This window comes from Anaerosporobacter mobilis DSM 15930 (assembly GCF_900142955.1).
Taxonomy (GTDB): Bacteria; Bacillota; Clostridia; order Lachnospirales; family Lachnospiraceae; genus Anaerosporobacter; species Anaerosporobacter mobilis.
In genome coordinates this window covers 132,148-158,717 of record NZ_FRCP01000020.1, presented here as the reverse complement: position 1 = coordinate 158,717, position 26,570 = coordinate 132,148, and the positions used below count along the sequence as shown (strand labels likewise).

23 protein-coding genes and 1 rRNA gene are annotated in these 26,570 nt (G+C 34.0%); 5 read left to right on the top strand and 19 right to left on the bottom strand.

The features are described from left to right. The 4 genes from BUB90_RS18680 to BUB90_RS18665 all read right to left on the bottom strand — a co-directional run. Nucleotides 1-73: ribosomal RNA gene (locus BUB90_RS18680) — 16S ribosomal RNA — on the bottom strand; the annotation flags it as partial. Between the two features lie 534 nt (nt 74-607). After that, the gene (locus BUB90_RS18675; RefSeq protein ID WP_139241809.1) at nt 608-1,315 is read right to left on the bottom strand and encodes a CvpA family protein; all 708 of its coding nucleotides are present in this window, start codon (nt 1,313-1,315) and stop codon (nt 608-610) included. Further along, entirely contained in the window at nt 1,315-2,499 is a 1,185-nt protein-coding gene (locus BUB90_RS18670; protein ID WP_139241808.1) for a DUF5711 family protein, read from the bottom strand. Before BUB90_RS18670 ends, BUB90_RS18675 begins: the two co-directional genes overlap by 1 nt. 265 nt (nt 2,500-2,764) lie before the next feature. Beyond that, on the bottom strand, nt 2,765-4,105 hold the full coding sequence (locus BUB90_RS18665; protein ID WP_073290214.1) for a LysM peptidoglycan-binding domain-containing protein: 1,341 nt from the start codon (nt 4,103-4,105) through the stop codon (nt 2,765-2,767). Between the two features lie 390 nt (nt 4,106-4,495). On the opposite strand from BUB90_RS18665, the gene yyaC reads away from it, so the two are divergent. Continuing rightward, the gene (yyaC, locus tag BUB90_RS18660; protein ID WP_242952574.1) at nt 4,496-5,065 is read left to right on the top strand and encodes a spore protease YyaC; all 570 of its coding nucleotides are present in this window, start codon (nt 4,496-4,498) and stop codon (nt 5,063-5,065) included. 58 nt (nt 5,066-5,123) lie between these two features. Here yyaC and BUB90_RS18655 read toward each other — a convergent pair whose 3' ends face one another. Further along, nucleotides 5,124-6,341 (bottom strand): AAA family ATPase, encoded by a 1,218-nt coding sequence (locus BUB90_RS18655; protein WP_073290209.1) that lies wholly within the window; start codon nt 6,339-6,341, stop codon nt 5,124-5,126. A gap of 219 nt (nt 6,342-6,560) precedes the next feature. Between BUB90_RS18655 and BUB90_RS18650 the strand changes: the two genes are divergently transcribed. The 3 genes from BUB90_RS18650 (at nt 6,561) to BUB90_RS18640 (ending at nt 10,692) form a co-directional block, all read left to right on the top strand. After that, complete coding sequence (locus BUB90_RS18650; RefSeq protein WP_073290207.1) at nt 6,561-6,929, top strand: zinc ribbon domain-containing protein; 369 nt, start codon at nt 6,561-6,563, stop codon at nt 6,927-6,929. Nucleotides 6,930-7,095: 166 nt separating this feature from the next. Continuing rightward, entirely contained in the window at nt 7,096-8,565 is a 1,470-nt protein-coding gene (gltX, locus tag BUB90_RS18645) for a glutamate--tRNA ligase (RefSeq protein ID WP_073290205.1), read from the top strand. 123 nt (nt 8,566-8,688) lie between these two features. Continuing rightward, the gene (locus BUB90_RS18640) at nt 8,689-10,692 is read left to right on the top strand and encodes an ATP-dependent helicase (protein ID WP_073290203.1); all 2,004 of its coding nucleotides are present in this window, start codon (nt 8,689-8,691) and stop codon (nt 10,690-10,692) included. Nucleotides 10,693-10,846: 154 nt separating this feature from the next. Here the strand turns inward: BUB90_RS18640 and BUB90_RS18635 are convergent, their stop codons facing one another. From BUB90_RS18635 to BUB90_RS18575, 13 genes are all read right to left on the bottom strand, one after another. Then, nucleotides 10,847-11,545 carry a PdaC/SigV domain-containing protein gene (locus BUB90_RS18635; RefSeq protein WP_073290200.1) on the bottom strand — a complete coding sequence of 233 codons (699 nt, stop codon included), beginning with the start codon at nt 11,543-11,545 and terminating at the stop codon, nt 10,847-10,849. A gap of 206 nt (nt 11,546-11,751) precedes the next feature. Further along, nucleotides 11,752-13,485 (bottom strand): DUF6382 domain-containing protein, encoded by a 1,734-nt coding sequence (locus BUB90_RS18630; protein ID WP_170865532.1) that lies wholly within the window; start codon nt 13,483-13,485, stop codon nt 11,752-11,754. Beyond that, complete coding sequence (locus BUB90_RS18625; protein ID WP_073290196.1) at nt 13,485-14,096, bottom strand: TadE/TadG family type IV pilus assembly protein; 612 nt, start codon at nt 14,094-14,096, stop codon at nt 13,485-13,487. The genes BUB90_RS18630 and BUB90_RS18625 overlap by 1 nt, the downstream gene beginning before the upstream one ends. Next, nucleotides 14,089-14,514 (bottom strand): prepilin peptidase, encoded by a 426-nt coding sequence (locus BUB90_RS18620; RefSeq protein ID WP_073290194.1) that lies wholly within the window; start codon nt 14,512-14,514, stop codon nt 14,089-14,091. Before BUB90_RS18620 ends, BUB90_RS18625 begins: the two co-directional genes overlap by 8 nt. A 75-nt stretch (nt 14,515-14,589) precedes the next feature. After that, the gene (locus BUB90_RS18615) at nt 14,590-15,462 is read right to left on the bottom strand and encodes a TadE family protein (RefSeq protein ID WP_073290192.1); all 873 of its coding nucleotides are present in this window, start codon (nt 15,460-15,462) and stop codon (nt 14,590-14,592) included. 376 nt (nt 15,463-15,838) lie between these two features. Continuing rightward, a complete protein-coding gene (locus BUB90_RS18610; RefSeq protein ID WP_139241806.1) occupies nt 15,839-18,421 on the bottom strand; it encodes a DUF5702 domain-containing protein in 2,583 nt (860 codons plus the stop codon). Next, nucleotides 18,387-18,569: a Flp1 family type IVb pilin gene (locus BUB90_RS18605; protein WP_073290187.1), complete on the bottom strand. Its 183-nt coding sequence runs from the start codon at nt 18,567-18,569 to the stop codon at nt 18,387-18,389. The genes BUB90_RS18610 and BUB90_RS18605 overlap by 35 nt, the downstream gene beginning before the upstream one ends. Nucleotides 18,570-18,587: 18 nt before the next feature. Beyond that, nucleotides 18,588-20,084 (bottom strand): hypothetical protein, encoded by a 1,497-nt coding sequence (locus tag BUB90_RS18600; RefSeq protein WP_073290184.1) that lies wholly within the window; start codon nt 20,082-20,084, stop codon nt 18,588-18,590. Between the two features lie 42 nt (nt 20,085-20,126). Further along, the gene (locus BUB90_RS18595) at nt 20,127-20,891 is read right to left on the bottom strand and encodes a type II secretion system F family protein (RefSeq protein WP_084139370.1); all 765 of its coding nucleotides are present in this window, start codon (nt 20,889-20,891) and stop codon (nt 20,127-20,129) included. After that, nucleotides 20,888-22,114, bottom strand: coding sequence for a CpaF family protein (locus tag BUB90_RS18590; protein WP_073290234.1), 1,227 nt, complete (start codon nt 22,112-22,114; stop codon nt 20,888-20,890). Before BUB90_RS18590 ends, BUB90_RS18595 begins: the two co-directional genes overlap by 4 nt. Nucleotides 22,115-22,299: 185 nt before the next feature. Beyond that, a complete protein-coding gene (locus BUB90_RS18585) occupies nt 22,300-23,175 on the bottom strand; it encodes a P-loop NTPase family protein (RefSeq protein WP_073290182.1) in 876 nt (291 codons plus the stop codon). A 92-nt stretch (nt 23,176-23,267) separates the two neighbouring features. Next, nucleotides 23,268-23,837, bottom strand: coding sequence for an A24 family peptidase (locus BUB90_RS18580; RefSeq protein ID WP_073290181.1), 570 nt, complete (start codon nt 23,835-23,837; stop codon nt 23,268-23,270). Between the two features lie 193 nt (nt 23,838-24,030). After that, a complete protein-coding gene (locus BUB90_RS18575; RefSeq protein WP_139241805.1) occupies nt 24,031-24,306 on the bottom strand; it encodes a pro-sigmaK processing inhibitor BofA family protein in 276 nt (91 codons plus the stop codon). A gap of 157 nt (nt 24,307-24,463) precedes the next feature. Between BUB90_RS18575 and BUB90_RS18570 the strand changes: the two genes are divergently transcribed. Next, entirely contained in the window at nt 24,464-24,694 is a 231-nt protein-coding gene (locus BUB90_RS18570; RefSeq protein WP_073290177.1) for a YaaL family protein, read from the top strand. Nucleotides 24,695-24,802: 108 nt separating this feature from the next. Here BUB90_RS18570 and BUB90_RS18565 read toward each other — a convergent pair whose 3' ends face one another. Further along, the gene (locus BUB90_RS18565) at nt 24,803-26,566 is read right to left on the bottom strand and encodes an alpha-amylase family glycosyl hydrolase (protein WP_073290175.1); all 1,764 of its coding nucleotides are present in this window, start codon (nt 26,564-26,566) and stop codon (nt 24,803-24,805) included. Nucleotides 26,567-26,570 lie beyond the last annotated feature (4 nt).

Below are 26,570 nucleotides of genomic sequence, written 5' to 3'. Positions count from 1 at the left end.
TGCTTCGTTCGACTTGCATGTGTTAAGCACGCCGCCAGCGTTCATCCTGAGCCAGGATCAAACTCTCAAATTAAAATTTTGATCTCTTTGTTCAGAACTTACTAACCTAAAACTGGCTTTTAGTTTCCGTATGTCTTTCGACATAAATTTATAAAAGCGAATAAGTTCGCTTGGTGTATCAAATTTGATTTGTTATTGCTAACTAATCACAATGATACGGTTCGTTTATTTTTTGAAAATCTTTTTTCGCATTCTATCAAGTAAAACTTGTGAACACGTTTAGAATTTTCAGGGTTGTTTCACTGTTTAATTTTCAATGTTCATTGTGTAACATCTTTAACAAATTTTATGAATTGAAATTTGTTTTCTAATGTTATCTTGCTGTACAAGCGTTTTGGCGTGTCAGCAAAATTGATTATATCACTAGTCAAAGACTATGTCAACAACTTTTTTGATATTTTTTTCATTTTTTAAATAATTCTAATAATTCGATATATTTAAACGATAATAGTGGTGTTGATATATATAAAAGAGGCAATTTCAAAATTTAATTTTAAAATCACCTCTTTTACTATCTATTTAATTTTTGTAAAATATACATTCAATATTAAAATAAAACCTTAGCCATATTCGTAATCAAACGCATTAATAAATTATTATCATAAAGACAACTTAAAAATTGACTTTCTTTAATCAATTCAAATAATTTTTGAGCTGACTCTGTACTACTGAAAGCTGTTAATACAATACACAGCATCCAGATTACTAATAATCCTTCAAACAATCCCACTAATAATCCTGCAGTCTTATTAAGTCCATTAATAATTGGGAGTTTGCTAATTATATTCAATGCAATACATAGAACAAATAATAAGATCGTTACAATTAGGTAAGTAATAATGAATGCGATTGCATTAATTACTATTGTTGTTATATATCCATTCACATACTCTTTGAAAGTATCTACATGTAAAGCCTTATATACTTCAGAATTGTTTTTGTTCTCTAGTAAATTCTTCTTAATGGATTCAGGTAATGACAATTTATTAATAGCATCTGCCTGTTCCGAGACTGTTGCCGTATCCTTATCTTCTACCTTTAGATTAATAACGTCCTCTACACGCTCATTGATATAATTATAGAATTTTTCATTTGTCCGTAATGCCTTACTTACATATGGGCTTAATGCAGACGATACAACAATTGCAATAATAATTGAGAATATTGAAAATATTGTTTTAATAAAACCGACTTTTCTTCCCTTTAAAGCAAATGCTATTAGGACGGCTGCCACTGCAATCACTAACCAATTCACTATTTCTTATCCTCCACTAATTTAATATGAACAATGTTCTGATCATCTATCAATATATACTCATCCTTATCATTACTTGGCATAATACTTATTATTGGTGTTTCAAGTGTATATTTAAATTTCAAATTACCATTTGTATCTATGATTTGTATCTCTGCCTCAGTATTGAATATTATATCTTCACCTGACATTTGAACGGATTCATAATCAAATGTGATATCTTTCGTAAGAATTTTTTTACCCTTTAAGTTGTATAATAATAGTTTCTTAGATCCCTCATTCGCACTATCTTTACTAATAAACCCAAAATATTTGTCCGTATAAAACAAACTATCAATCTCACCATCAAATGTCTTTGTAATAATTTCACTTGGCTTCTCAAGCATCTCATATAAGGAAAATCCTTTATCTGAGCATAATAAAATCGTATTAGTATCTAAGAACACAACGTCATGTACAACAGTTTGTTGGTCCGGAATAATTCCTACTAATTTATCCTCATAATTATCACCAACTTCATTAAAGTTGTAGAATCCTACATCTGATTCTAATACACCATTTTTAATTCTAACATAGGAACATACTAGCTTCTTAGCGTCATTCGATATTGCTGAATCAACCGGATATCCATTATCTTGAATAGAGGTTTGCTTCGCAACCAATTCACTACCAGTAGCAGAATCATACAGCAAGATCTGATTATAATCTTCTCCTTCAACGGTAACACAAAGCACTCCCTGACGCGAGATACCTACATCAATAATTGGCAATGTAGTTGTTAATTCATATGTAGTACCCTTGCTATTAAACGTATAGGCTTGTTTACCACCAATGTCTGCCACCGCAACATATCCCTCACAAACAACTGCTTTTGGGTTTTTAACATCATAGGACGCATTCCACAACACTTTTCCATCAGCGGATAATGCAGATATACCATCGCGACTGTATTTGATAAGTTTATGATCATAGCTTATATACTGTACTGTATTATTATCTTCTCTTGCTTTTGAATTCAATATCTCATAGCCATTGTAGCTTTTTGTAAGAAATCTATTGACAAAATAAAAACAAACCGCCAATAATGCGATACTTGCAAGAGTGATAATAATTGCTCGTCGTTGTTTATGACGCTTCATTTTATTATCAAAAAGGGAGACGTCTTCTATATCTTTTTTCTTCACTCTAATACCCATGCATATCTAAAACTAACCTACGATATTGCCTACACACATATGTTGAAAGAACGGCATAGCATGGCTCCTTTCTTAAATTTCAACGTTAATTTGACTTTTCATTCCATAGTGAATTACAAGTAAACTTGTAATTCAACACTATCCATGTATTATACCTTATTTTAATTCTATAAGCAATATAAGGATATCCCATATAAAATACAAGGAGTTGTTGCAAATGTTCTATTACCAATTCACAACAGCTCCTCTATAATTATTTGTATTCTGGTATAACAATTTCTTGCCCTTCATAAATCAAATCTTGATTCTCAATGTTATTAAATTCTTTTATCAAATCGACACCCTTAATGGTTCCATACACTGTTGTACTAATAGAAACTAAAGTATCACCTTTTTTCACAGTATACTTAGTATTGCTTGCCATTGTTTGCTTGCTTGAATTCTCTGTCTCCTTAGATGAATTCCCTTTCTTTGAAGAATCTTTTGTTGTAGCGTCATCACTATCTTTCTTCGATTCATTCTTATCATCATTAGTTTCCGTATCTTCATTGGTTTTATCATCATCCTTTGTCTCATCCTCTTTCGTTGTAGTATCATCTTTCGATGTACTTCCTTCCTTAGCCGCTTCGTTTTCTTCAATCATAGCTTGTACGTCTGCATTATCTATACTCGAATTCTGTGTATCCGTATTTGTTTCTTTACTATCTCCCTCTATCGTAGAAGGAACGGTTTCCACCTGGGTTACCTCTGTGGATGCTTCTTTTTCTCCTGTGTTCGAAACTGCATCTGATAATACAGCTATGGAATCTCCCGTATCCTTCATCTTATCATAATTACTTACCATAGTCGCACCAATTACAAGCACAACAACAGCAAGCAAAGAACTTGCCGTGTAGACTAACGGCATCATGCTTTTTTGCTTATTTGCTTCATTCTTTGCTTCGAAAATCTTTCTTATTTTCTGTGTAGCAACATCCATATACCCTTCATCTGTGCTAACATTCTCTTTATTCTCTACCATATAGTTTTGCATCTCTTCATTTCGGTCATAGTAGATATAATAGCCACTTTGCTTTTTTAGCTTACCTTTATCATAGAAATAGAATGCCTCTTCCTTCTCTAGTGCATCATATACGAGAAGTGTCTTGTCCTGTCCGGCAAAGTTATCTAGATGCATCTTAGTTATATGCTCGTCCACATCAAAAGGCACATCTTTTTTGGTTATGTACCAGCCAACAATCTCAACGTTTGTATAGTATTTTTTAATACAATCATAAATCTCTGACCAAACTTCATTGGAAAACATAGTCTCTTTTTCATCGACTGTTTCTATGATTTCAACCGCTCCATTAATAAATATATGTCTACTTCCTTCTGATTTTATGTATTGGCCAAGTAATACTGCTTTTCGCTCACCGACCGTTGTTTTCTCAGCTAATTGCTTAATATAAGTCATAACATAATCTTCCGCATATATTTTCTTCGATAAATCAACTTGTCCTATTTGACGAATGTTTTTGGGCATCTTGAACGCCGAACTTTCTTTTCTTTCTTTTGAGTCCATTTCCTCATTACTATATATGCTCTGTATCATACCGAACTTCCTTTCCTGATCCATAACTAATCAATCTGATTGCTTGTCCATGTATACAAATCAACATGAATTCATACTATTCTTGTTTTGTAATCAGTTATCTATATTCTACTGTTAATTGAAAAGTTATTGTTGTTTTACGGTATCTTAGCATAGTATTCGAGATATTTTTGTCAAAATACTAAATGACTACTCCACAACTTTTTTCTATGTAATTACAAATAGTATTTATTTTCATGACTTTACTACCAAATCCATGCAGGATAACGTATGGAAGGAAAATTTTTTGTAGTTTTTTGCGTTCAAAAGTTCGTCTAGTTTGTCTAGTTTTTCTGTCAACTGGTAATACTTGCATTATATTAATAAATCGTATATGGTGGTGAAATTTTATTGTTGACACAACAAAGAAATAAAAGAAAAGTATATTACTTTAATTCAGCTGATGGATATTGTGCCTATCAGTTTAGCCAAACACTTGGTGAATTAATTCAATCTTTAGATAAAACAAGCGAAGAAATTGTTTTCCTATGTATTGGTTCTGACCGTGCAACTGGTGATTCTCTTGGTCCAATTATTGGATACAAATTATCAGAACTCAAATATAGAAACTATATGATCTACGGAACTCTTGATGAACCTGTTCATGCGAAGAACTTACGAGAAACCATTACAAAGATTAAAGAGATACACAAAGATTCTATCATAATAGCTATTGATGCCTCTTTAGGTAACAGCAATCATGTAGGTTTCATTACACTAGGAGAAGGCCCTTTGAAACCTGGTGCTGGTGTTTCAAAAGACCTTCCTGCTGTTGGTGATTTGTTCATCACCGGTATTGTTAACTTCTCGGGGTTATTAGATAATATGTTACTTCAAACAACACGTCTAAACATCGTTATGAAATTAGCAGATTGCATCTGCTTAGGTATTCGGTTCTGCCTTCCTTTTCGTGCTAACTAGACGTATGGAGGCCCAATTGGTAACAATCAAACTGAGTTCTTTAACTCAGTTTGGTTTACTATCCATTTAACATCTGAGCTTTATATAACTTCATGGCTTCCGAGATCACCATTCCTTCTCTCGCTTCCATGATTTTAATCAGTTTCTCAAGTTTTTCTAAATTCATAAATTCCTTGCCTAGATATGCCTCATACGTGGCTGCTAACTGCATCTCTAATTCTTTTACTTTTTGGGAATACTCTTTGCTTAGCTCATGCACTTCATCATGCTTTTGTTGAAGATTTAATAATTCAGGCTTGTTTTTCTCACGAATTTCATTCGCTATTACTGTTTTTTGCGTACTTTCGAATTCAATAATTGCCTCTTTCTTCTTACTTGTTATTAAGTCCATGGTATCTTCTAACTCTTTTATCTCTTTATTGTATTTTTCAAGTCCATAATTGCTCTCATCTTTATCTTTTTGAATAGATTTCTTAATTCTTTTAATGTCCTTGTTGTTTATTAATATCTTCGCACGAATCTCTTTTACCTTCTTAAATGTTTCATGGTACCGATTCTTAAGTTTTGCGTTAATTGCAAGATATATGGCCCCGAATACAAGGATGACACCAAAATAAATCAGTCCCATAACAATTGGCTCGTCCGTCTTAACAACATAACGGAATATAATATTGGGCAATAACAAAAATAGTAACACAATACAAACCATATCAATTCCGATATCTGCAAATCCTTTTGGATAATATAAGGCATGAAATAATCTTGTGTTAAATATTTTAGGTACTCCATCGTTCTTCATTGTATGTTTAATGTCTTCTTGTAGCGTCTCGTTCGCACTTCTTAAATCAGCTGTCTCTTCTTTAATTCTCTCTGAAACCTTCTTACTCTTTTTCTTTTCTCGTTTGGCCTTTACTTTTTTTATTTCTGCTTTCGTATTCTCAAGTTGTGAATCGAAAGTGGCACTTACCTCTGTTTTGCGTTTCTTAATTACACCATCAATTTCATCGTCAATGGTTCTTTCTTTTGCTATAATTATTCTATCGAGATCCTCATCTTCGGCCTCTAACTGCTTGACATTATCTTTATATACCTTCAAATCATTAAGATGACTTTGCAAATCAATAAGTTTGTCAATGCCTGATGACAATATATTCATATCCTCATATGACCATCTTACATCTTGTATTTGCAAGTTTTGTTCCTGTAATCTCTCAATAGTCGTTCCTTCTGGCTTAACTGAATCAAACGATTTATCTTGTATTTTTTTATCTTCCACCTATGTCGCCACCCCGCTTTTATCATAATAGAATTTATTATAATCTTCTACTATATTGTTTGCAAGTATATCCCTTGTATTCATTCATCTTCTTATTAATTAACATATTAAACAATCGTAACATGTTTCACTTTCTTTTTTAATATGCTATAATTATTAGATATTAGTCACAAAATAATAAAAAGTAACAATACTATCGTAAAGATAAGGAGCTAAATTATGAATTGTAAGATTTGTGGACGCCATATCGAGAACGAACATGCTAATTTCTGTGAAAACTGTGGTGAGTCATTAAGAGAAAATAAAGGAGCCGAATATCGTGAACCTATTAATCCTACGCCTGCCGCGCCTACTCAAACAAATGCTGTAGAATCTAGTGAGATTTCATTCAAAACTTTTCTAAGCGTAATGTTATTGCAGATTATTCCGGGTTTTGGTTGGCTAATCTACGTAGTAGTTTTGCTAACATGGGTTTTCGGTAATAAGCACAGCCAAACACATAAGAATTTTGCTAAAGCCGCATTGATCATTGCAGTAATATCGTTATTAGCAAGTGTTTACCTTGCTACAACACTACTAACCCTTTAACAGGTATCCATTTGACTGAATATTTCAATTTTTCACTGCAAACACCATAAATTATAGAAGACAACCCTTGTAAATTATACCTGTACTAGAGTATAATAAGGCTATTGTAAGAATGTCAAACACAGGTAACCCGAGGGTTACAATACATTAAATTAGGAGTGAAACTATGAGCAAAGTAAGAACTCGATTTGCACCAAGCCCCACTGGTAGAATGCATGTCGGTAATTTAAGAACAGCATTATATGCGTATTTGATTACAAAACATGAAGATGGAGATTTCCTTCTTAGAATTGAAGATACAGACCAAGAACGTTTTGTTGAAGGTGCTCTAGATATTATCTATAGAACACTTCAAAAGACAGGTTTAATCCATGATGAAGGTCCTGATAAAGATGGTGGATGTGGACCATACGTTCAAAGTGAACGTCAAGCACAAGGTCTTTACCTTGAATACGCGAAACAATTAGTAGAAAAAGGTGAGGCTTATTATTGTTTCTGTACAAAAGAACGTCTTGAAAGCCTTAAGAGTATAGTTTCAGATGATGCTAGTAAAGAGATCGTTCACTATGACAAACATTGTCTTAGCCTATCAAAAGAGGAAATAGCAGCTAACTTAGCAGCTGGTATGCCTTATGTTATCCGTCAAAACAATCCAACAGAAGGTACTACATCATTCAATGATGTTATCTTTGGAGAAATTACAGTTGATAATTCAGAACTTGATGATATGATCTTAATTAAATCGGACGGATATCCAACATATAACTTCGCTAACGTTGTAGATGATCATTTAATGAACATCACTCACGTTGTACGTGGTAATGAATATTTATCTTCTACACCAAAGTACAACCGTTTATATGAAGCATTTGGCTGGGAGATTCCTGTATATATTCACTGTCCAATTATTACGAATGAAGAACACAAGAAATTAAGTAAACGTAGCGGTCACTCTTCCTTCGAAGATTTAATTGAACAAGGTTTCGTAACAGAAGCAATTGTAAACTACGTTGCATTACTTGGCTGGAGTCCTTCCTCTAACGAGGAAATCTTCTCCTTAGATGAACTTGTGAAAGAATTCGATTATCATCACATCAACAAATCACCAGCTGTGTTCGACATTAATAAATTAAAATGGATGAATGGTGAATATATTAAGAAAATGGACTTTGATGCTTATTATGAATTAGCACTTCCATATATCAAAGAAGTGATTAAGAAGGATCTTGACCTTAGATATATTGCGGAATTGGTTAAAACAAGAATCGAAACCTTCCTAGATATCAAAGATCATATTGATTTCTTAGAAGATTTTCCTGATTATGATATCGCTATGTATTCACATAAGAAGATGAAAACGAATTCCGAGAACTCAAAAGAAGTTCTTGAAGAAATCTTACCATCGTTAGAAACACTTGATGATTATTCCGTAGCTTCTCTTGAATCGGTAATTATGAATTACATCCAAAGCAAAGGTATTAAAAATGGACAAGGTTTATGGCCTATTCGAACTGCTGTCTCTGGTAAGCAATCAACTCCTGGAGGAGCATATGAAATTATGCAAATCCTTGGTAAAGAAGAATCTTTAAGACGTATCCGTATCGGTATTGAAAAACTTACTGCTGCATTACAATAATCTAACACCTGTCACATGGTACGAATGGGAGGCACCTTCCATTCCTCCTATGTGGCAGTTATTTTACTTATCCATTGTTTTGCTAATCCGTTATTAATGAATTAGAAAGGACTTATATTACGTATGAAGTTTAATACTTCTCAGTTAAAAGCTATTCAACATAAAAATGGTCCTATGCTTGTACTTGCTGGACCTGGTTCCGGTAAAACAGCCGTTATTACTCATCGAACCAAATATCTAATTGAAGAATGCGGTATTAACCCTCTTAATATTCTTGTTATCACCTTCACAAAGGCTGCTGCTACTGAGATGAAACAACGCTTTTTGCGTATAATGAATCAATCCCATGCTCCTGTTAGTTTCGGTACCTTTCATTCCATCTTCTTTACTATATTAAAATATGCCTATAACTATTCATCTGCTAATATCATCTCCGAGGAAGCTCGTCTTACCTTTTTCCGATCTATTATTGCACATCTGAATATTGAAATAGATGATGAGAAAGAATTTATCGCAAGTATATCCAATGAAATCAGTCTGGTTAAAGGTGACATGCTCTCTCTAGACCATTATTATTCAATTAACTGTTCTGAAGATATCTTCAAAGAAATCTATACCGCTTACGAGAACAAACTACGCAAGGAGAATTTAATTGATTTTGATGATATGTTAGTATTCTGCTACGAGCTCTTAAAAGAGCGTCCTGACATTCTTTCCTTATGGCAAAAGAAGTTTCAGTATATCTTAATTGATGAGTTTCAAGATATTAACCGTGTTCAATATGAGATTGTAAAACTCCTTAGTCTACCAGAGAACAACCTGTTTATCGTAGGTGATGATGACCAGTCTATCTATCGTTTTCGAGGTGCAAAGCCTGAAATAATGCTAAACTTCCAAAAGGATTATCCAGATGCAAAGAGGGTACTTCTGAATATAAATTACCGTTCATCAGAGAATATAGTAAAATATGCTGGCCGTGTTATTAAGAATAATAAAAGTAGATTTGAAAAAGATATTGAGGCAAACCGAAGCGTAGGGCCAGAACCTATGATCAAAACCTTCAAAGAACTTCAAGAAGAGAATACCGAGGTAATAACAGCAATACGCCACTATCACGACCAAGGAATTCCTTATAATGAGATGGCTGTCTTGTTTCGTACAAGTACTGGACCTCGCGCGCTTGTCAATAAACTAATGGAATTTAATATTCCCTTTCGAATGAAAGATGCCTTACCGAATATCTATGAACACTGGATTGCAAAGAATCTACTTGCATATATCAAAATCGCCTTAGGTAGTAGGGACCGAAATCTATTCTTACAAGTAGCCAATAGACCAAAACGTTACTTAGCTAGAGATATCTTCGATTCTCCTACTGTTGACTTTGAAGATCTGAAGGGTAAATTCAGTGATAAGGAATGGATGTTAGATCGTATCCTTAAATTCGAGTATGATCTAACAATGTTACAAAAGATGAGTCCTCATGCAGCGATTCATTATATTCGTAAAGGTATTGGCTATGAAGAGTACCTTTCGGAATATGCAACATTTCGTAGAATTAAAGTAGAGGAGCTTCTTGATATCCTTGATGAACTTCAAGAGTCAGCAAAACCGTTCACGACTTATGAAGAATGGTTTGAGCATATAACCTCTTACACGGTGGAACTACAAGAACAACTTCGTGATCGTAAGCAAGTAAATTATAATAGTGTTTCCTTATCTACCATGCATAGTTCCAAGGGGCTAGAATATACTATTGTATTCATAATTGATGCGAATGAGGGTATCACCCCGCATAACAAAGCCCTATCCGATGCTGACATAGAAGAAGAACGACGTATGTTTTATGTCGCTATGACCCGTGCCAAACAGTATCTTCACATCTACTCGGTTAAAGAACGCTATAACAAAGAGCTCTCTGTTTCACGCTTTGTCGGTGAGTTATTAATTGATTGTGCAGATTTAAAAGAACAAGCACGTATTGAACACAAATCCTACGGAAAGGGAACCATCGTTAAGAACACCGATGGAAAGTTAATTATCTACTTTGATAAGCTTCATAAAGAACGTGTCTTAGATATTAATTTCTGTATTGGAAATCATTTGATTAGGGTAATTGAGGAATAGATATGGCAAAAGTCAAGGATATCATATCCAAATATTTATTAGATATACTATCCTTGACTTTTCCTCTATCTCTACTTCTATTATATTCCTTAGCTATATTATTTCTTGATCTTAGCTATAGATCATAATATATCCTTCCAACAACATTAGTAGGCTATTTATATTTTCCCGTAACAGAGAATATATCCCAGCCTGCCCCGCGCCCTAACTCATAACTATCATAGCAAATATATACTTGCCCTTTACTAAAATAGAATTTATAATCTTCTACTTTTGTATTCTTAATGATATTATAGGCGTTTGTATCAGTTTCGCAGTATTTCTTTGCAGCATTCAATATCTTTTCCTTGGCATTCCCCACTATCACATCATTAATCCCTAGTTTTTTACCTGTCTTCAGATTATAATTGAATCCATAGTTTGCCTGATTATAAACACCACCTGCATACCACTTTTCATTCATAGAGATACTGACTATATCGTTTTTGTTATATGTAAGTGTACTAGAAGTTTGGAAAAAATACTGCTCCTCTTTATCATAAAAATTATTATCTGCGATTGCAATTTGTACATATTCATCGAAATTTTTCGCACTTTCACTTTGAAAGTATATAGTACATTCTTTTCTTAACTTGCTATTAATTGTCTTGATTGATTTAGATGTTCCCTTAAACTCCGGATATTGATAAGATATAACTCCTCTTACTTTTCCATCATCATCTGTATATTCTATCTTCCTCTCCTTCATGGTGTACTCTGCTTTTGTGTTCTTGGCTGATACGAATATGCTCTGACTCATGACTATGAAACAGAATAAAATAGCCACCATGCTCTTTACAATAAGTTTTTTCATATAACTCCCCTTTTCTCTTATTAATAATTAAACCATGATCTCTTCATTCTAATTATCTACTGCTTCAATAAAAAAGTCAACTCGCCTGTTTTTTGTCTTCCCAGATTCGGTGTCGTTGTCAGCGATTGGATAGAACTCACGGTATCCGACTGCTGATAATTTCTTCGGTTCAAGCTTAGAGTATACGGTAACTATTGATTCAATTTTTATTCATTAAGAACAAGACTATATGTTATATTTGCAAATCGTAATATATCTCCAGGCTTTATACGTACCTTTGAATGAGGTTGTATATTTTCTTCGTTAACGAATGTGCCATTAGTCGACCCCATATCTGTAATATACAAGTTCTCATCTTCCTGTGTGATCTTTGCATGTACACGGCTAATCGTTGACTCCGTAATAACAGCATCCATACCATCCGTAATTTTACCAATATAGAATGGAAATTCTTTTAGCTTAAGTTGTTTATATTTATCACCTTCCGGTAGTAAAACGTATTGTATTTCTAAATTTGTACTATTAGAGGAATTATCATTTTCTAAAGTATCATCTGTATCACTATACTCCGCTACAATGGAAAGTAATTGCGTACATTCACTTAAATCATCTTCCATCACTTCCTGTGTTTTCTCTTTTATATAAAATTCATTATTATTATCCATATTTATTCTGTCTTCTGGTTGATTGGGAGTATTTATCACTGGTTGCCTGAGTGCATTCACCACTGGTTGCTTAATATATTCTACAACAGGTACCATCTTATCTACCTTTTTCTTCGGATCAAACATCTTACTTCCAATGTACGCAGTAATTGAAGCCACTATTAATATAACTGCAATTAATTTTTTAGCTTCTAGTCCTTGAACTATAGAATACATAATAACAATTAACATAACCAACAAAGTTACGAAAACAACTGAATAGCTTAGTACAGGATACTTACTTACTAATCTCTCACTTTCAAGACGACTCTCCATAATTGGCCTCCTAACTAGTTGCTTCCTTGTTAATTCAACTATTTTTTCTTTTTTAGTGTTCTCATAATCACTCAGTTGTTCTACTTGCGTAACTTCCTTTATATTCTTTTTATTCTCTTTATCCCATTTATCCTCATCTACCATTTCACAGGCCTCTGACCTTCGAATTTCATGTGCTAGCTTATCCTTATCTAGCTTTTGAGCCTCATCTACCTTTTGATTCTCATCTAACTTCTGACTCTCATCTAGCTTTTGACTCTTCTCCAGAATTTTATTTTCATTTGATTTCTTTTTTTCCTGAAATACTGCTATAAGCGTATCAATTGAAGCCTCTTTTCTCTTACTCTCATGATACATGGCATAAACTAACAAAACCGCTCTTTCATCCTCATAATCTATATGATCCATTAAGTATTCCGATATTTCATTAATTTGTTGAAGAATATCCCTCTGATAATACATATAGTATATAAAACGATAATTATTCTTACCTATATCATAATAGATATACTCTGGTAGAAGTACAAGATTCCTTTCGTCTAATAAATACTCCGAACAAGCATCTATTACACCAAACACCGAACTATATAGATGCTCACAATCCTTGTTTTTTATTTTTCTTCTTTCAATCCAATCAAAAATAGCTTGGTTACTAGTTATATCATAGGCATGCCTTGCCCTTTCATTTAGATAAGTTATCTGAACTTGTAACAAATAGGGTATCTTATTATTCAGAAGCATTGGTATCTTATAAATCTCTTCTCTTTTGTTCTTTGTAGTAAGAACATCTTGCATCACTTCATTCTCTTGGTTTTCTCGATGATCTTGCTTCTTCCGCTCCTCTTGCTCCTCTTGCTCCTCTTGCTCCTCTTGCTCCTCTTGCTCCTCTTGCTCCTCTTGCTCCTCAAATATAACATAATTACGATATGTCTCTCTCCTATACTCCGCTTTAATCTCCATTACTCGCCTCCTCTAATGATGTCTCTTAATTTTCTAATACTCTCGTCACCAATCTCTGTTCCTTCCGCCAGACTTGATAGGACCGTAAATTTCCTTACGAAATCAGTTGGATAAAAGACCTCTGCTTTCGATGTCTGCTTATAATTTAGCCTATCCTCACCTAACAATATACGAACTGGCGCTATAGGAATCACTACATTACACTCTATGCTAACTGTTATCTGTGTACAAGTTATATCAACTTTAGGCTGTGTAACCTTCGTTATCAACAATTGGTCCGCCAAAGTATCTATTAGACGATTGCTATATATATTATTTTCATTAGAATAGTCACTATCTATAAAAAAGAATATCCCGCGATCATTAATATGAGCATAACTGATATGCTCTCCATCAAATTCCATTGGATACTTCACAGCTATATTGCATTCAAGTGCGATTTCGTCCATAGTCTGATGTATAACAAGGTAATCATGCAGATACATACCTGCATATATAATAGAGAAAGTAACAAACATAACAATTGGAAAGACCATAGACATCTCTACCGTTATACTTCCCCTCTGAACATTCCTACATATGCCCCTTATAGCATACCGTATTCTATCCATGTATCAACACTCCTACATAGCCAGCAAAGATGAAGGGTATGAAAGCTATGGTGTAATGCTTATTTACCTTTTTTATCATTAATAATAATCCTGACCATATAGCACTTAGTGTTAATGCATATAAGAGTAAGAAACCAATTACTTCAAATCCTAGATAAGCACCAAGTATCATAACTAATAATCCATCTCCAACGCCTATTTTTTGTCTAGTGACATAACTAATACCCAATAAGACAACTCCTACTATGACTCCCCCTATTAGGTTAATTATAGTAATTGGCCTAAAGATTACATAGTTAACAAATACTATGGCTGATACTATGAGTAAAAAAACATTTGATACTTGCTTTTTCTTAAAATCAACAACTGCTAATAGGCCTAAGATACAAGTAATTACTAACTTAATAATCCATTCCATACTTTAACCTCATTTCCTCGCTCTTTTTATACCTCTCAAATTGGGTTGTAACGTAGACTCAAACTTGCAATCCTTCTATTGTTTTCCACACCGTGCGCACGCCCTGCGATTACCAACTTCTGATCGTTTGATCACGTTTATTGTCCTCTTTAATCCACTACAATTTGTGTTACTATGATAACGATTTCCTTGTTTTGTTATATAATAATACTCTTGTTGCTTATGTTCTGGTTTGCAAATCTCACATGCATAATACTTAGCACCAGACGAATTTCTTTGATTATCTAATCTATTTCCTGTAATTTTAGTTATTGATAACTTAAGGTATGTACAGTCTTTACTTTCATGATAAACAGTCCCTGTCTCCGCAATATAGACACAATCTTCATCCGTATCCTCTTCCTCTGAATATGTGTTGCTTAATCCGACAAATACCCTCACCTTTGATTTTTGTATAACATAAAAGTCATCTATAATAGATAAACCAATAGGAATATGCACCTTATACTGTACTATAATATCTGCAATATTGGTTTCAACATCATAAGAGGAAAGTAAAAAGTTCAAACCTTGCATTCCACCTACAACGCAGGACTTATTAATTATATGTTGATCTATTACTTCTCCAAACTTCGCCTGCATTAATCCACTAGTAATTAGATAAGTTGCAATTTCTCTAGGATCTATACTGCTATCCTCATTCTCATGTTGTTGGTTTTGATCCGTTTGTTTACTCTTTTCCTCAGCCTCATAATCCATAACATAGTCATATACATACCCGATTTTCTCACAGTATCTTGCAGTCCTTAAAAGGCCTTGTTGTATCTCTTCTTGTACATTTAACACTTGTAAAAAGAATATAAAGGCATACATCGCAAATATGAAAATTGGTAAGACCAAAGATGCTTCAACTGTGATGGAAGCTTTAGATAATTTATTATTATTCATATATTATAAAGGTAGAGAGGGATATTCTTTCTTCTGACACGCGATTTTTCAACCATATCTTATTGGATTTTGCTTGAAGAGAGTTTCCTTTATTTTGCTAGATAGGGATTTCTAGCTTATGGTTCATATTAGAATTGGTTAATAATAATGATTAAATTGAATTTAGAAATGAGGACTTGCCTTATAGAAATTTAATTAAGATTTGTCAGAAGAAAGAACATCACACTCTACCTTTGTTTACCTCCTTACTAATATATTCTTTAGTCAATTGCGAATGTCTTTGTAATGGCGATCAACATATCAATGTGTTTTATGTCTGCCGTTATAATTTACCAATTCGTGTTCACGTCACATACAATTTCCTAAAGTGCTATTGTTAATAGGCATCTATAGCTCTTACCCGAAACGAATAATATCCCTCTGTTTCTCCTAAGATTCGTTTCATAAACGGGAATGTTATAAATTGTTCTGGTAACTTCATATATGCTTGTACCTCCATTCCGAAGATACAGTTTGATAGATAGAATCCATCTCCCAATACCTTTTGCATATTCATCTGTATAATATCCATAGAACGATAACAGTTTTTCCTAGTTCCATTCATGATCAAAAATAAACGCAAATAATTGCTATATGTAAACTCACCAATCTTACCTTGGTCTTTTGGATACTTACTTGCCAAACCAGCAATATTTTTTTTGCTCATAGAGATCAAATCATTATAAGTCACTTTAAAGGTTGATTTGGACTTAAACAACGGCACACTTCTACCATCTAATAAGGCATAGGTATCTACAAGTGCCTCTACCATCGCCCATACAAACAGAATAACAGTCTTAATTAATGTTACGAGTGGAGCTAGACATGTAAACCCTACAAGAGCTGCTGCCGTTGCATATGCTGTAGCATTCTTCTCTTTATCTGTATAAACATATACAAAATTCATTAAAGTACGTAATAAAATAAGCTTAGTTGCTACACTTCCCAAGTTTTCTTTATCTGTTTTATGCCCCGATATAATATATTCCAGTTCGTACTGTAACGTCTTAGCTTGTACGTCACCAGCCTTTGTCTCACTTGACGTTTCCTTACTGTTAGCAGCATTCTCTTCATTCAATTTGCTATTATTATCTGCCTTCTGCGTATCACACTGTGTAAACTCATTGAAGAAGTCCATCTGATATTGATTTAGCAACAGTTGTTCTACCAAATCATTAACAAAGCTATTATCTAAGGCAAACGAATTCGTAATATCTGAATTGTACTGATTATCTTTACAACCTTCTAAAATACTTTCACAATCCGCTCCAGACTCTTCTGGCTCAACACTCGCTAATAAAGAAGGTAGGTTTTCTCCTTTTATGCTTCCATCAGAAATGGAATTTATATCATCTACAACTAAACTTAAAATTCCATCTGTAAAAAGACTATATATATGATCAACAGGACTATCAATCTCTGGTTCAATCACAAGAGTTGAATAATCAAATCTGAGAGTAGATACTTGATATCCCACCAGTAGATCCTTATTGGATTGCAATACTTTTTTCCATCCCTCAAGAGATTCTGATTCCTTGGTAATTGAATACGAACTTTTCGTATATATTTCACCTAATATTTTTTCATTTTCAATTAAAGTAGGTCGCATAGATATTACACTTGATGTAGATAATGAATCACTATTATCTTGCATTCCTATATACTCTTTCATATCAACAATATCTTCTTGGAATTCCTTATATAATTCTTCTCCGATTTTGTCCTTTTTTCCTTCGACTACTTCTTCGTATCCATCGACTTCTTTGGCTATCTCTTTGCTCTTACCTTCTATGCGAGAAATTGTATTTAGCGCATCTTCAATACGCAACCCAGTATTAATGCTTGCATCGCAAATATCTTCTCTTATATCCTTTAACAATGTTATATACTTATCACGACTCTTGTTCTCCTCCTGTATGGACGCAGAAACTGTAGTGAGTACTGCTTCGACCTCCTTTAATTGTTTCTCCTCCGCTGTTTCGCTACTTGAAGCCCCTTCCTCATCTTTCGTATTACCATCTTCTGGATCTCCCTTCTTTGACTGTTTTGATTGATTAGCGATTGTTTCTTCTAATTCGGATTTTTCTTTCTCAAGTTTCTCCTTTTGTTTTTTTAACCTTTCAATTTCTTTATTACTAGCAACCGCCTTGTCACAATACTCGATACTATTTTGTAATGCTAATGATATATTAAAATACTTATTGGATAATGAGTTGTATATGATTTCTTTATTAATCCCAAGTGCCTGCATTGATGGGGCTTTTGCAACAATTCTTTTTGCAAATGTATTCTTTACTTTTATGGTCCCTGCCTTAGTGACACGAACACCATTCTCATCTGTATCAACACCTTCTACTTGAGACATCAGCTTAAGCATATCCTTACTTAACTCTCCTAATGACTCTTGCGTTGCTAGTTTCTTCTCCATTACCTCAGATGTATCTTCAGAAGATTCATATAGATTCAATTTCTCTAGAACCTCTTTAATAACTTCTCCCAGAGCACTATATTTCATAAAAGAAAGAACCTGATTCAAAAAGATCTCGCCTTCATAATCGGTAAGCATCGCTATATTGCTTACCTCCATAGTATCCAGTTCTATTCCCTTAAGATTGTCTTCCATATATGTACTTATTTCTTCAATAATCTGTTCTTGTGCTGTCTTGCCCGATTCACCATTTAAGTTATAGCCAAATATGCGATACGTATCATACAATTCCCTTTGATAGAGAGAATAAAAGGAATCAACACTTGCAGTTAGCGCAGATTTTCCTATCCCTCTTGCCCCATTAATTCTAGCTGATTCAACAACAGTACATAGTATTGCTACTACAAGTAACAATATTAGGGTAAGATAAACGGTGATACTTGCTTGCTTTTCTTTATTATAGGTCATCAGTTTTAGTTGCTGCTTTCTCAAATAATCCTCTTATGAAATCTTCTACCTGATCTTTAAACAAAAGAACTAAGGCAATTAATATAATAATTATTAATACCAGTTCAACAACCCCAAGTCCATCTTCCTCTTTTATAAATCCTTTTATTACGTTTGTAATTTCATTCTTCATATTAAATCCACCTTTCTTCTACATCTGCATAAACGCAGGAATCATAATAATTGCTAGTACAATGAATAGCATCAAGACCATTGGTCCTAATAATTTAGTTCCAGCTTCTTCTCCAAGCCTCTTTGCTATTTCCTTTCTTTCTTCAAAAGCTTGTATTGCCTCATATTCTAATAACTGCAACAAATCTGCGGTACCCTTTTTCGTATTCTGTACAAGTAGAGAACTTAATTTCATGTATGGCACTAACTGTACTCTTCTTCCGAAATGATCATACGCCTCTATCTCCGTAACACCGTTTTGAATTTCATTATAAGTAGCCACCATCTCTTCATATACATAACGTTTCCCGTCAGAAGCTTTATTAAGTGATTTATTAGCACATTTGCTCTCATATTCTAGGCATATCTTTCCCCACGCATTCTTAATGGTCAAACCTGCCCCCACAAGTAATACTAACTTATTAATAACATCTGGATAGTCAATAACCATCTGTCTATCTCTCTTCTTTTTTTCTTTCCCAAGTTGTGAGTAGCCGTTAACTAAAATACATATAACAGCTGCAATTCCAAGTACATTCATAATATATTTATCCTGGTCATCGTTGTCCGAATACGTTAACTTCTGGTCTCCAATTTCTTTAGGAAGTTCGATATATTCGCTTTCTGGATCTTCTACTTGTCTGTTATGTATCTCTTCTTCTAATTGCAAGAAAAACTTCTGCTCAAAAGTCTTTTCTTTTGGATAAACTACCACATTAATTGGATATAGAATCTTTGTATCATAATAATTTAGTGTCGCCGTAATCATTACTAAGGTTCCCTCAACAGACTCCTCACTAATTGTTATCCTACCATCACCGCTCACAATTCCTTTCTGGTCAAAATCCCAGGTAACACCGACCTGTAAACCAGGGACCTCGCTAACCAAAGATAACCGCTCCGTAACATGTTCATAGGAAACATTATCTCCTATAACAACCTTATCAAGATATTCCATTGCCTTTTCCATAACTTGATCTATCTTTTCGCTTTGCGTGTAGTGCCTCTCTTGTAGCTTAACTTCAACATCCTGCCACACAGTATTCACACCACCTACATCTAATGTAATTGTTGTTTCACCCTCCCCATAATAGGGCCTCTTAACATAATAGGAGTCTTGTAATAGACTTGTCCCAGATAAACTCGCTAGAATTGATACCACATTGATAGATAGTATTAAGAATAATACTGAAGAAAATAGTTTACATACATGTAGCGTTGTTCTTACTTTTGGATCTTCTCTTACATAGATCCGCTGCATAGATTCATATACTTTGTGATAGATTTTCTTTCCTATACTTAGCCGGCATATCAAGTGTAGTATGAATAAACTAGACGGATACAGATATACCAAACTCTTCGAGCTCTCTGACTTCTTTGTTAGTTTATGAATCTCCTCTTTATGGTATCTTGAAGTTACTAGGATAAATACCATAAGAATAATTATAATACTAGAGTTTATTAAAAGAATAAGCAAACCTCCTTTCCTATCTTAATTACTAGCGCTAGCGACCTAAATCTAAACTTCAATGGCTAGTATACGGTTCATTAGACTAAAACTTATCACATATATAACTAAAGCTATTGTCATTACAAGCCATCCTACTATGTTATGATACAATGGATCTAGAAAACCAGGGGAAGAGATTTTCATATAAAGAATGATTCCTATTGGTATTATACCCATAATGTTTGCTTCAAACTTTTTGGCGGACATCATTGTAATAATCTCTCTCGTTACTTCGATCTTGTCTCCAATCATTCTACTGGTGGAACGCAGAATCTTAATTAAATCACCACCTGTCCTTTTAGCACTAGCAAATACTTCGGATAAACTCTTAATATCATCCACTGTGCTTCTTTGTGCAAAGTCCTCCAGCGCATTCTCTACTGGCATGTTCATCTGTATCTGATACACGATATACTCAAACTCTGGAATAATCATAGTTTCATTCATATACAGTAACTTAAGATCTTTTATAGCCTGCACAAAAGCATTCTCGACGGAATATCCCGTGCTTAGTGCTGCAACTAACGCTTGAACGCCTTCTCGAAATTGTAAGGTTAACTCCCACTTTCTCTCTCTACATTTCTTCTTACATTGTTGCTTAACGTATATGTAGCTTAATGGGCTACATAGTAGGATAATTATTATGCTCTGGTAGAAAATCCATAAAACAACACCAATTACAATTATTCCTTGGATATAGCATTGAATCTTCTCCTCAATACTCATAACATATACATTATAGTCAACCGGGCTCCACCCTTTCTCCTTTATCATATACTAACCAACTCCCCGTTATCATTCTTATCACACTTTTGTTCAAATACCTGTAACCCCGCTCGCTGTAATTTTTCTGTATTCATTAATGGATTATTCAATCTTTCCAGCTTCCCAATTTCTTTCGCATCTCTATCCTCATTCATAATAAACTGATATAACGGATTAACTATAATCTCATCATCTGAAACTTCTAATACTTCACTAATCTCTAAAACCTTCCTTGATTTATCTCTTAACCTTCCAAGATGAACGATTATATCAATTGCTGAACTAATCTGCTTCCTAATTGCTTGAACTGGCATATCCACACCTTGAAGAACAAGGGCTTCCAATCGGTTAAGCATATCCTTCACAGAATTGGCATGTCCGGTAGATAAACTACCATCATGTCCTGTGTTGTAAGCTGCTAATAAATCAATTGCCGCAGAGTCTCGAATCTCTCCTACTACAATTCTGTCAGGACGCATTCGAAGACTAGACTTAATTAAATCTCTAATTGTAATCGCATTCTTACCTTCCACATTAGCATTCCTACATTCTAGTCGTACAAGATTGGCGATACTTCTAATCTGTAATTCCGCAGAATCCTCTATTGTAATTATTCGTTCATCCTCTGGTATGTAATTGGACAGCGCATTAAGGAATGTGGTTTTTCCGGATCCAGTTCCTCCTGATATAAATATATTGTACTTTGCTTCTACCAACGTACGAAGGAAGTTTGCAACCTCTGGTGTTAGTGCTCCAAATCCAATCAATCCCTCCATTGTAATAGGCTGATCCGGGAATTTACGAATAGTAAGAATCGGTCCATCTAACGCAATTGGCGGTAAAACTACATTGACTCTGGACCCATCTTCTAATCTAGCATCAACGATAGGCGAGGATTCATTAACAATACGATTTGTTCCTGAGACTATCGTTTGTATGACATCTTGGAGACGACTATCAGACTCGAATTCCTGATCACACTTTGTGATTCTTCCTCTTCTCTCAATAAATATATTCTTAGCACCATTAATCATAATTTCTGTAACAGTAGAATCCTCTACTAATTCTTGTAACACATCTAACCTTCGTAAGGTATTGTAGAGTTCCTTTCTTAATCTTACCTTTTGCTCAATGGTGATAAATTCAACTTCTCCAAAACTTAATATCTCTTGATCAATCAATTTCACTAGCTGCTCATCTGCAAGCTCTCTTTGAGAAGTAATTTGCTTCATAATATTTTGCTTTATTTTTGTTTTTATCTCTACTAAGGTACTAACTTCATCAAGTTCGCTTTTTTCCACTTTTACTTTCAGCCTTTCTCTTTCCTATCACAAACAAACTTGCGATACTTCATCAATAATGAGTTGGATAAACCTATGCACAGGTCTTACGAAAATCCATGCACTTATCCACATGGTTAGTTATTTATTAACGGTTCTATGTACATATTCAGTTGGTTTTCTCTAAAAATAATATCTTGAAAGTCCTTAGGATTGAATTGATTGGTATCTATAAACGGCAATTCCTTAACTTCCTCTTTTTTAATAACACCTTTTGCCGTAAGCATATCAAGTAACATTGTATTCTCAGTATTATAACGCTCTACATTAGCCTGCTCTATATAAATGGCATTTGACTTAATTAATATCTCCTCCTCTACCGAAGTAATCTGTTTCATGCATATAACCACTTTCGTACAATTAAACTTATCTTTTGCCTCATCAATTATTTGATTGATGTCCTTAGTCTCCATAGAGAATACATCCGAGTAATGATCAACTTGCGGAATATATAGTATATTTCCTACCATTCTATAGGTCTGTTGTGTATCAAGAACTAGAATTTCTCCTTGTCGATAATAATATAGAATATCACTTAATCCCTTTTTGTGCTCTGTCCATAGAATCTTTTCTAAACAACAAAATGGATTGAGATTCATATATAAAGTTCTCTCTTCTTTACTTATATACCTAGCAATTGCCAAAGTGATAGTAGCTGTACTAATAGAACCTGTAGGTGATAATATACTTATAATCTGGTTATCTAATTCTGACTTTCTTTTCTCCTGTTGATTCTGACCACCTGCTATTAATCTACTATTAATGCTATGGAGTATATTCTTTGCAGACTGATATCTATAAATCATATCTAGCCCATTCGCATTATCTATCTCTTCAACAAGCTCAATAGTAGGGATCTCCACCTTAATAAGATCTTCTTTCACCAAGGAACTGACTGATTGACCTACAATAGCAAGGCTAATCCTGTTTTTACGAATATATACAAGGAACATCTGAACATCCGTAAAGACTTGAATTGTGCTGATATCTGCCCTATTAGTTCTTATATACGTAGATAATGCCGTTGCATAATTGACATCATTATCTAGAATAACAAAACATTTAATGATATAAAATCACCTCCAATTAATAGAATTGTGCTTAATAAAATAGGAAATGAAAAATGAATTACATTTTTCTTCTTACTTGAGATACTGCTATAGGGAACAATTTTTTTTAGGTAATACGTTTGGGTAATATACTCTGCAAGAGACTGCAATTGAGAACGAAAGATATGATAATAGAATAATTTAACTATAGAAAAAACACCACCTATTATGAATGCCACGATAATTACTTGTATCCCTTGTTTCATACCAACAAAACAACTAATCATAGCAAAAAGCTTAATATCACCTGCACCAATAGCGCGAATATAATAGATTGGTAAAAAAACTATACAGATTAATAACAAAATACCTAAACTATATAATACGGATAAAAAAGATCCTTCAAGAAATTGGAAGTAAAAACTGATAACCAAACCACTTAGAATTAGTTTGTTTGGGATTCGATATGTCTTAAAATCAGACACGGTAGCAAGTACTAATAGAATAATAAGAACTGTAGATTTAATGATACGATGACCACCTCCATGGTAGTCCCCTATACGCATCTCTATGTTCCATATATTACCTTTTATTTCTTGGTTTGTCAACTATTATTTGTAATTTTTTTCTTGTTGTAATTCTAACATTTTAATAACAAAATATTCGCATACTCCTATCAATAAACCACCTATACATAGACGTTCGTAGGTCGACGTATCCAATCTGAACGATTCGTCGACCTACCTCTATGCCCTTTGCCTAGCCCCTAACATTATAATAAATCATGATAGCATATAACATTAGTACACCTGGCATACCTAGCAAACCTATAGATGCTATATTGATCTCGTTGATTCCTGGTACTTGCTTTACTCCAAAGTTCACTAGCACACTATTAATACAGTATAACAAAACTACACCTAACAAAGCACGAAATGCAAAGTTAACAAGCCACTCCATCTTTTTAAAGATAATGGCTAATACTACAACTACTAAACAGACGCCTATTATAATTATATATGTAATTCCTCCCATATCTACCTCCAATATTCAAAACAAGTCCTCCTAACTAAATATATTGATTTTTTCCAAATTTATTCAAATAATTAGTATAAAATTACAATTAAAATACTATACTATATAGAGTAGTAATTTACTCATTTATCATGTCCCTTAAAGGTAGGTGTAAAAGTTGAAAAAGAAATCGAAATTCAGACGAAAAGAAGAAGAGTTGCTGCTTCTTGAGATTAGTAAAGCAAAATTAGCATTAGAATCCGCCTATTCTAATTTTGAGAATGTTGTTGACCCTGATTTGATAGATTGCTACATCTATGAAGTAAATGCCGTACAAAAGAGGTACAAGTATTTGCTTAAACAAGCAAAGCTATTATCAGACGAAGACATGACAGAACAAATTATATAAATAAACTCGAAAGAACCTTGGACATGTGCCCAAGGTTCTTTCTTAGCATACATATTTTATTCAAAGAGACAATTTTGCCCCAAGAATAGCGACTTATAAAAATATCAATTATTTCAATACAACTATGGAATAAGGCGGCATTGTTAATACATCGCCTTTAAGCGTAACAGCAGCTCCATTGGTAGATAAGTATCCACGAATGGCTTCTATATTCATGTCTGTATCTGTCAACTTTACTTGCACTTCTTCTTCCGAAATGTTATATACAATTGCAACACTACTATCTTCATAGGTTCTTGTAATCGCAGCAATCTCTCCTTGATTCAGAGTATCAATAACCTTCGTTGTTCCCCTTGCTATCTCAGGGTTTTCATTTCTAAGACGTACCGCACGTTTATAATAATTATAGATTGACATAGGATCATTAACCTGATCCTCATACGTACCAAAATTATGCGTTACTGCTTCCATCTCCTGTGGTCCTAATGTCATTCCTGTCTGTTCTGTAGTTGACCAGTACATCGGTGCACGTTTATTCTCATCTCGTCCACTGCCGCTCATTCCAAGCTCTTCTCCATAATAGATAAAGCTATTACCAGCCATCATCAGGTTCATTCCTGCTGCCATTTTAATCTTGTCTTCGTCATAATTAAAGTACCCTGCTGCTCTAGCTGTATCATGATTGGTAAAAAAGGAAGCATCAATTGCATTCTCATTGAATGATTTGAATTTATCTTGTACCGTTACCATTGCTCTACCAAAACTACTACCAGAGTTGTTATCACCTGTGTAATTTAATGTTGTAACGATTTTACCTTGCTCTTGAGCAAATGGGAAGTCAAAAAGACTATCAATCCCACTTTCATAGTATTGAGACATAGTTCCGAAAGAATCCCAAACTTCTGCTACTAAGTAGTTATCTGGATTTACGCCTTTTACATAGTCAGTAACCCACTTTAATATCTCAACATTCTTTTCTGTGTTACCAGAATAGAATTCTTTTGCTGCATCAAGACGGAATCCGCCTACTCCCATATCAAGCCAATACTTCATAATATCCTCAAGGTTCGATCTTAAGTTTGTATCGGCCAGATTTAAGTCTGGCATCTGATCCCAGAAAACTGCTTCATAATACCAATCCCCTTGTCCCGTGGAATAATACTTTCCCGAAGAAGGTAGTCCTTCAACAAAATTATAGTACTTACAATATGGATTATGTTCTCTACAAAGATCCTTATGCGTACAAGTTTCTTGTCCACACGGCTCTATTCCTAAGCTTTTTACAGCAGAGCTAAACCATTCATTCTGCGTAGAAGTATGATTGATTACGAAGTCAATGATAACCTTTATTCCACGTTTATCACACTCCGCTATCAAGTTCTTAAAGTCATCTACGGTTCCATACTCTGGATCAACATCATAGTAATCAACTACATCATACTTATGATATGTTGTTGATGGCATAATTGGCATTAACCATATGCCATTAACGCCTAGATCCGTATCCGTTGTATCATCACCATCATTAAGGTAATCTAGCTTAGATATCAATCCATTAATATCTCCTGTTCCATCTCCATTACTATCATAATAGGAATAAAGAAATACCTCATAATAGGTTCTATAGATGTCATCAATTACATTAAGCTCTTGATTATATGTATATTCTACGTACTTACTTTGTTCCTCTGAAGTATCGTCGTTTGCTGTCTTATCACCCTGGGCTTTTGAATCGTCATCGTTATCTGTATTATCTACTGTACTATTTGCATTTCCTACAGTAGTCACATTCTCCTTAGACTTTAAGGAGCAGCTACTAGATACTAACATACAGATTATAAGCACCACTGACAATATTTTTTTGCTTTTCATAAAT

Excerpts from the sequence above, each read along its gene's own strand:
- BUB90_RS18665 (WP_073290214.1), bottom strand. The coding sequence starts at position 4,105 with ATGATACAGAGCATATATAGTAATGAGGAAATGGACTCAAAAGAAAGA.
- BUB90_RS18650 (WP_073290207.1), top strand. The coding sequence starts at position 6,561 with ATGAATTGTAAGATTTGTGGACGCCATATCGAGAACGAACATGCTAAT.
- gltX (WP_073290205.1), top strand. The coding sequence starts at position 7,096 with ATGAGCAAAGTAAGAACTCGATTTGCACCAAGCCCCACTGGTAGAATG.
- BUB90_RS18640 (WP_073290203.1), top strand. The coding sequence starts at position 8,689 with ATGAAGTTTAATACTTCTCAGTTAAAAGCTATTCAACATAAAAATGGT.
- BUB90_RS18635 (WP_073290200.1), bottom strand. The coding sequence starts at position 11,545 with ATGAAAAAACTTATTGTAAAGAGCATGGTGGCTATTTTATTCTGTTTC.
- BUB90_RS18630 (WP_170865532.1), bottom strand. The coding sequence starts at position 13,485 with ATGGAGATTAAAGCGGAGTATAGGAGAGAGACATATCGTAATTATGTT.
- BUB90_RS18625 (WP_073290196.1), bottom strand. The coding sequence starts at position 14,096 with ATGGATAGAATACGGTATGCTATAAGGGGCATATGTAGGAATGTTCAG.
- BUB90_RS18620 (WP_073290194.1), bottom strand. The coding sequence starts at position 14,514 with ATGGAATGGATTATTAAGTTAGTAATTACTTGTATCTTAGGCCTATTA.
- BUB90_RS18615 (WP_073290192.1), bottom strand. The coding sequence starts at position 15,462 with ATGAATAATAATAAATTATCTAAAGCTTCCATCACAGTTGAAGCATCT.
- BUB90_RS18605 (WP_073290187.1), bottom strand. The coding sequence starts at position 18,569 with ATGAAGAATGAAATTACAAACGTAATAAAAGGATTTATAAAAGAGGAA.
- BUB90_RS18595 (WP_084139370.1), bottom strand. The coding sequence starts at position 20,891 with ATGATAAAGGAGAAAGGGTGGAGCCCGGTTGACTATAATGTATATGTT.
- BUB90_RS18590 (WP_073290234.1), bottom strand. The coding sequence starts at position 22,114 with ATGAAGCAAATTACTTCTCAAAGAGAGCTTGCAGATGAGCAGCTAGTG.
- BUB90_RS18585 (WP_073290182.1), bottom strand. The coding sequence starts at position 23,175 with ATGTTCCTTGTATATATTCGTAAAAACAGGATTAGCCTTGCTATTGTA.
- BUB90_RS18580 (WP_073290181.1), bottom strand. The coding sequence starts at position 23,837 with ATGCGTATAGGGGACTACCATGGAGGTGGTCATCGTATCATTAAATCT.
- BUB90_RS18575 (WP_139241805.1), bottom strand. The coding sequence starts at position 24,306 with ATGGGAGGAATTACATATATAATTATAATAGGCGTCTGTTTAGTAGTT.
- BUB90_RS18565 (WP_073290175.1), bottom strand. The coding sequence starts at position 26,566 with ATGAAAAGCAAAAAAATATTGTCAGTGGTGCTTATAATCTGTATGTTA.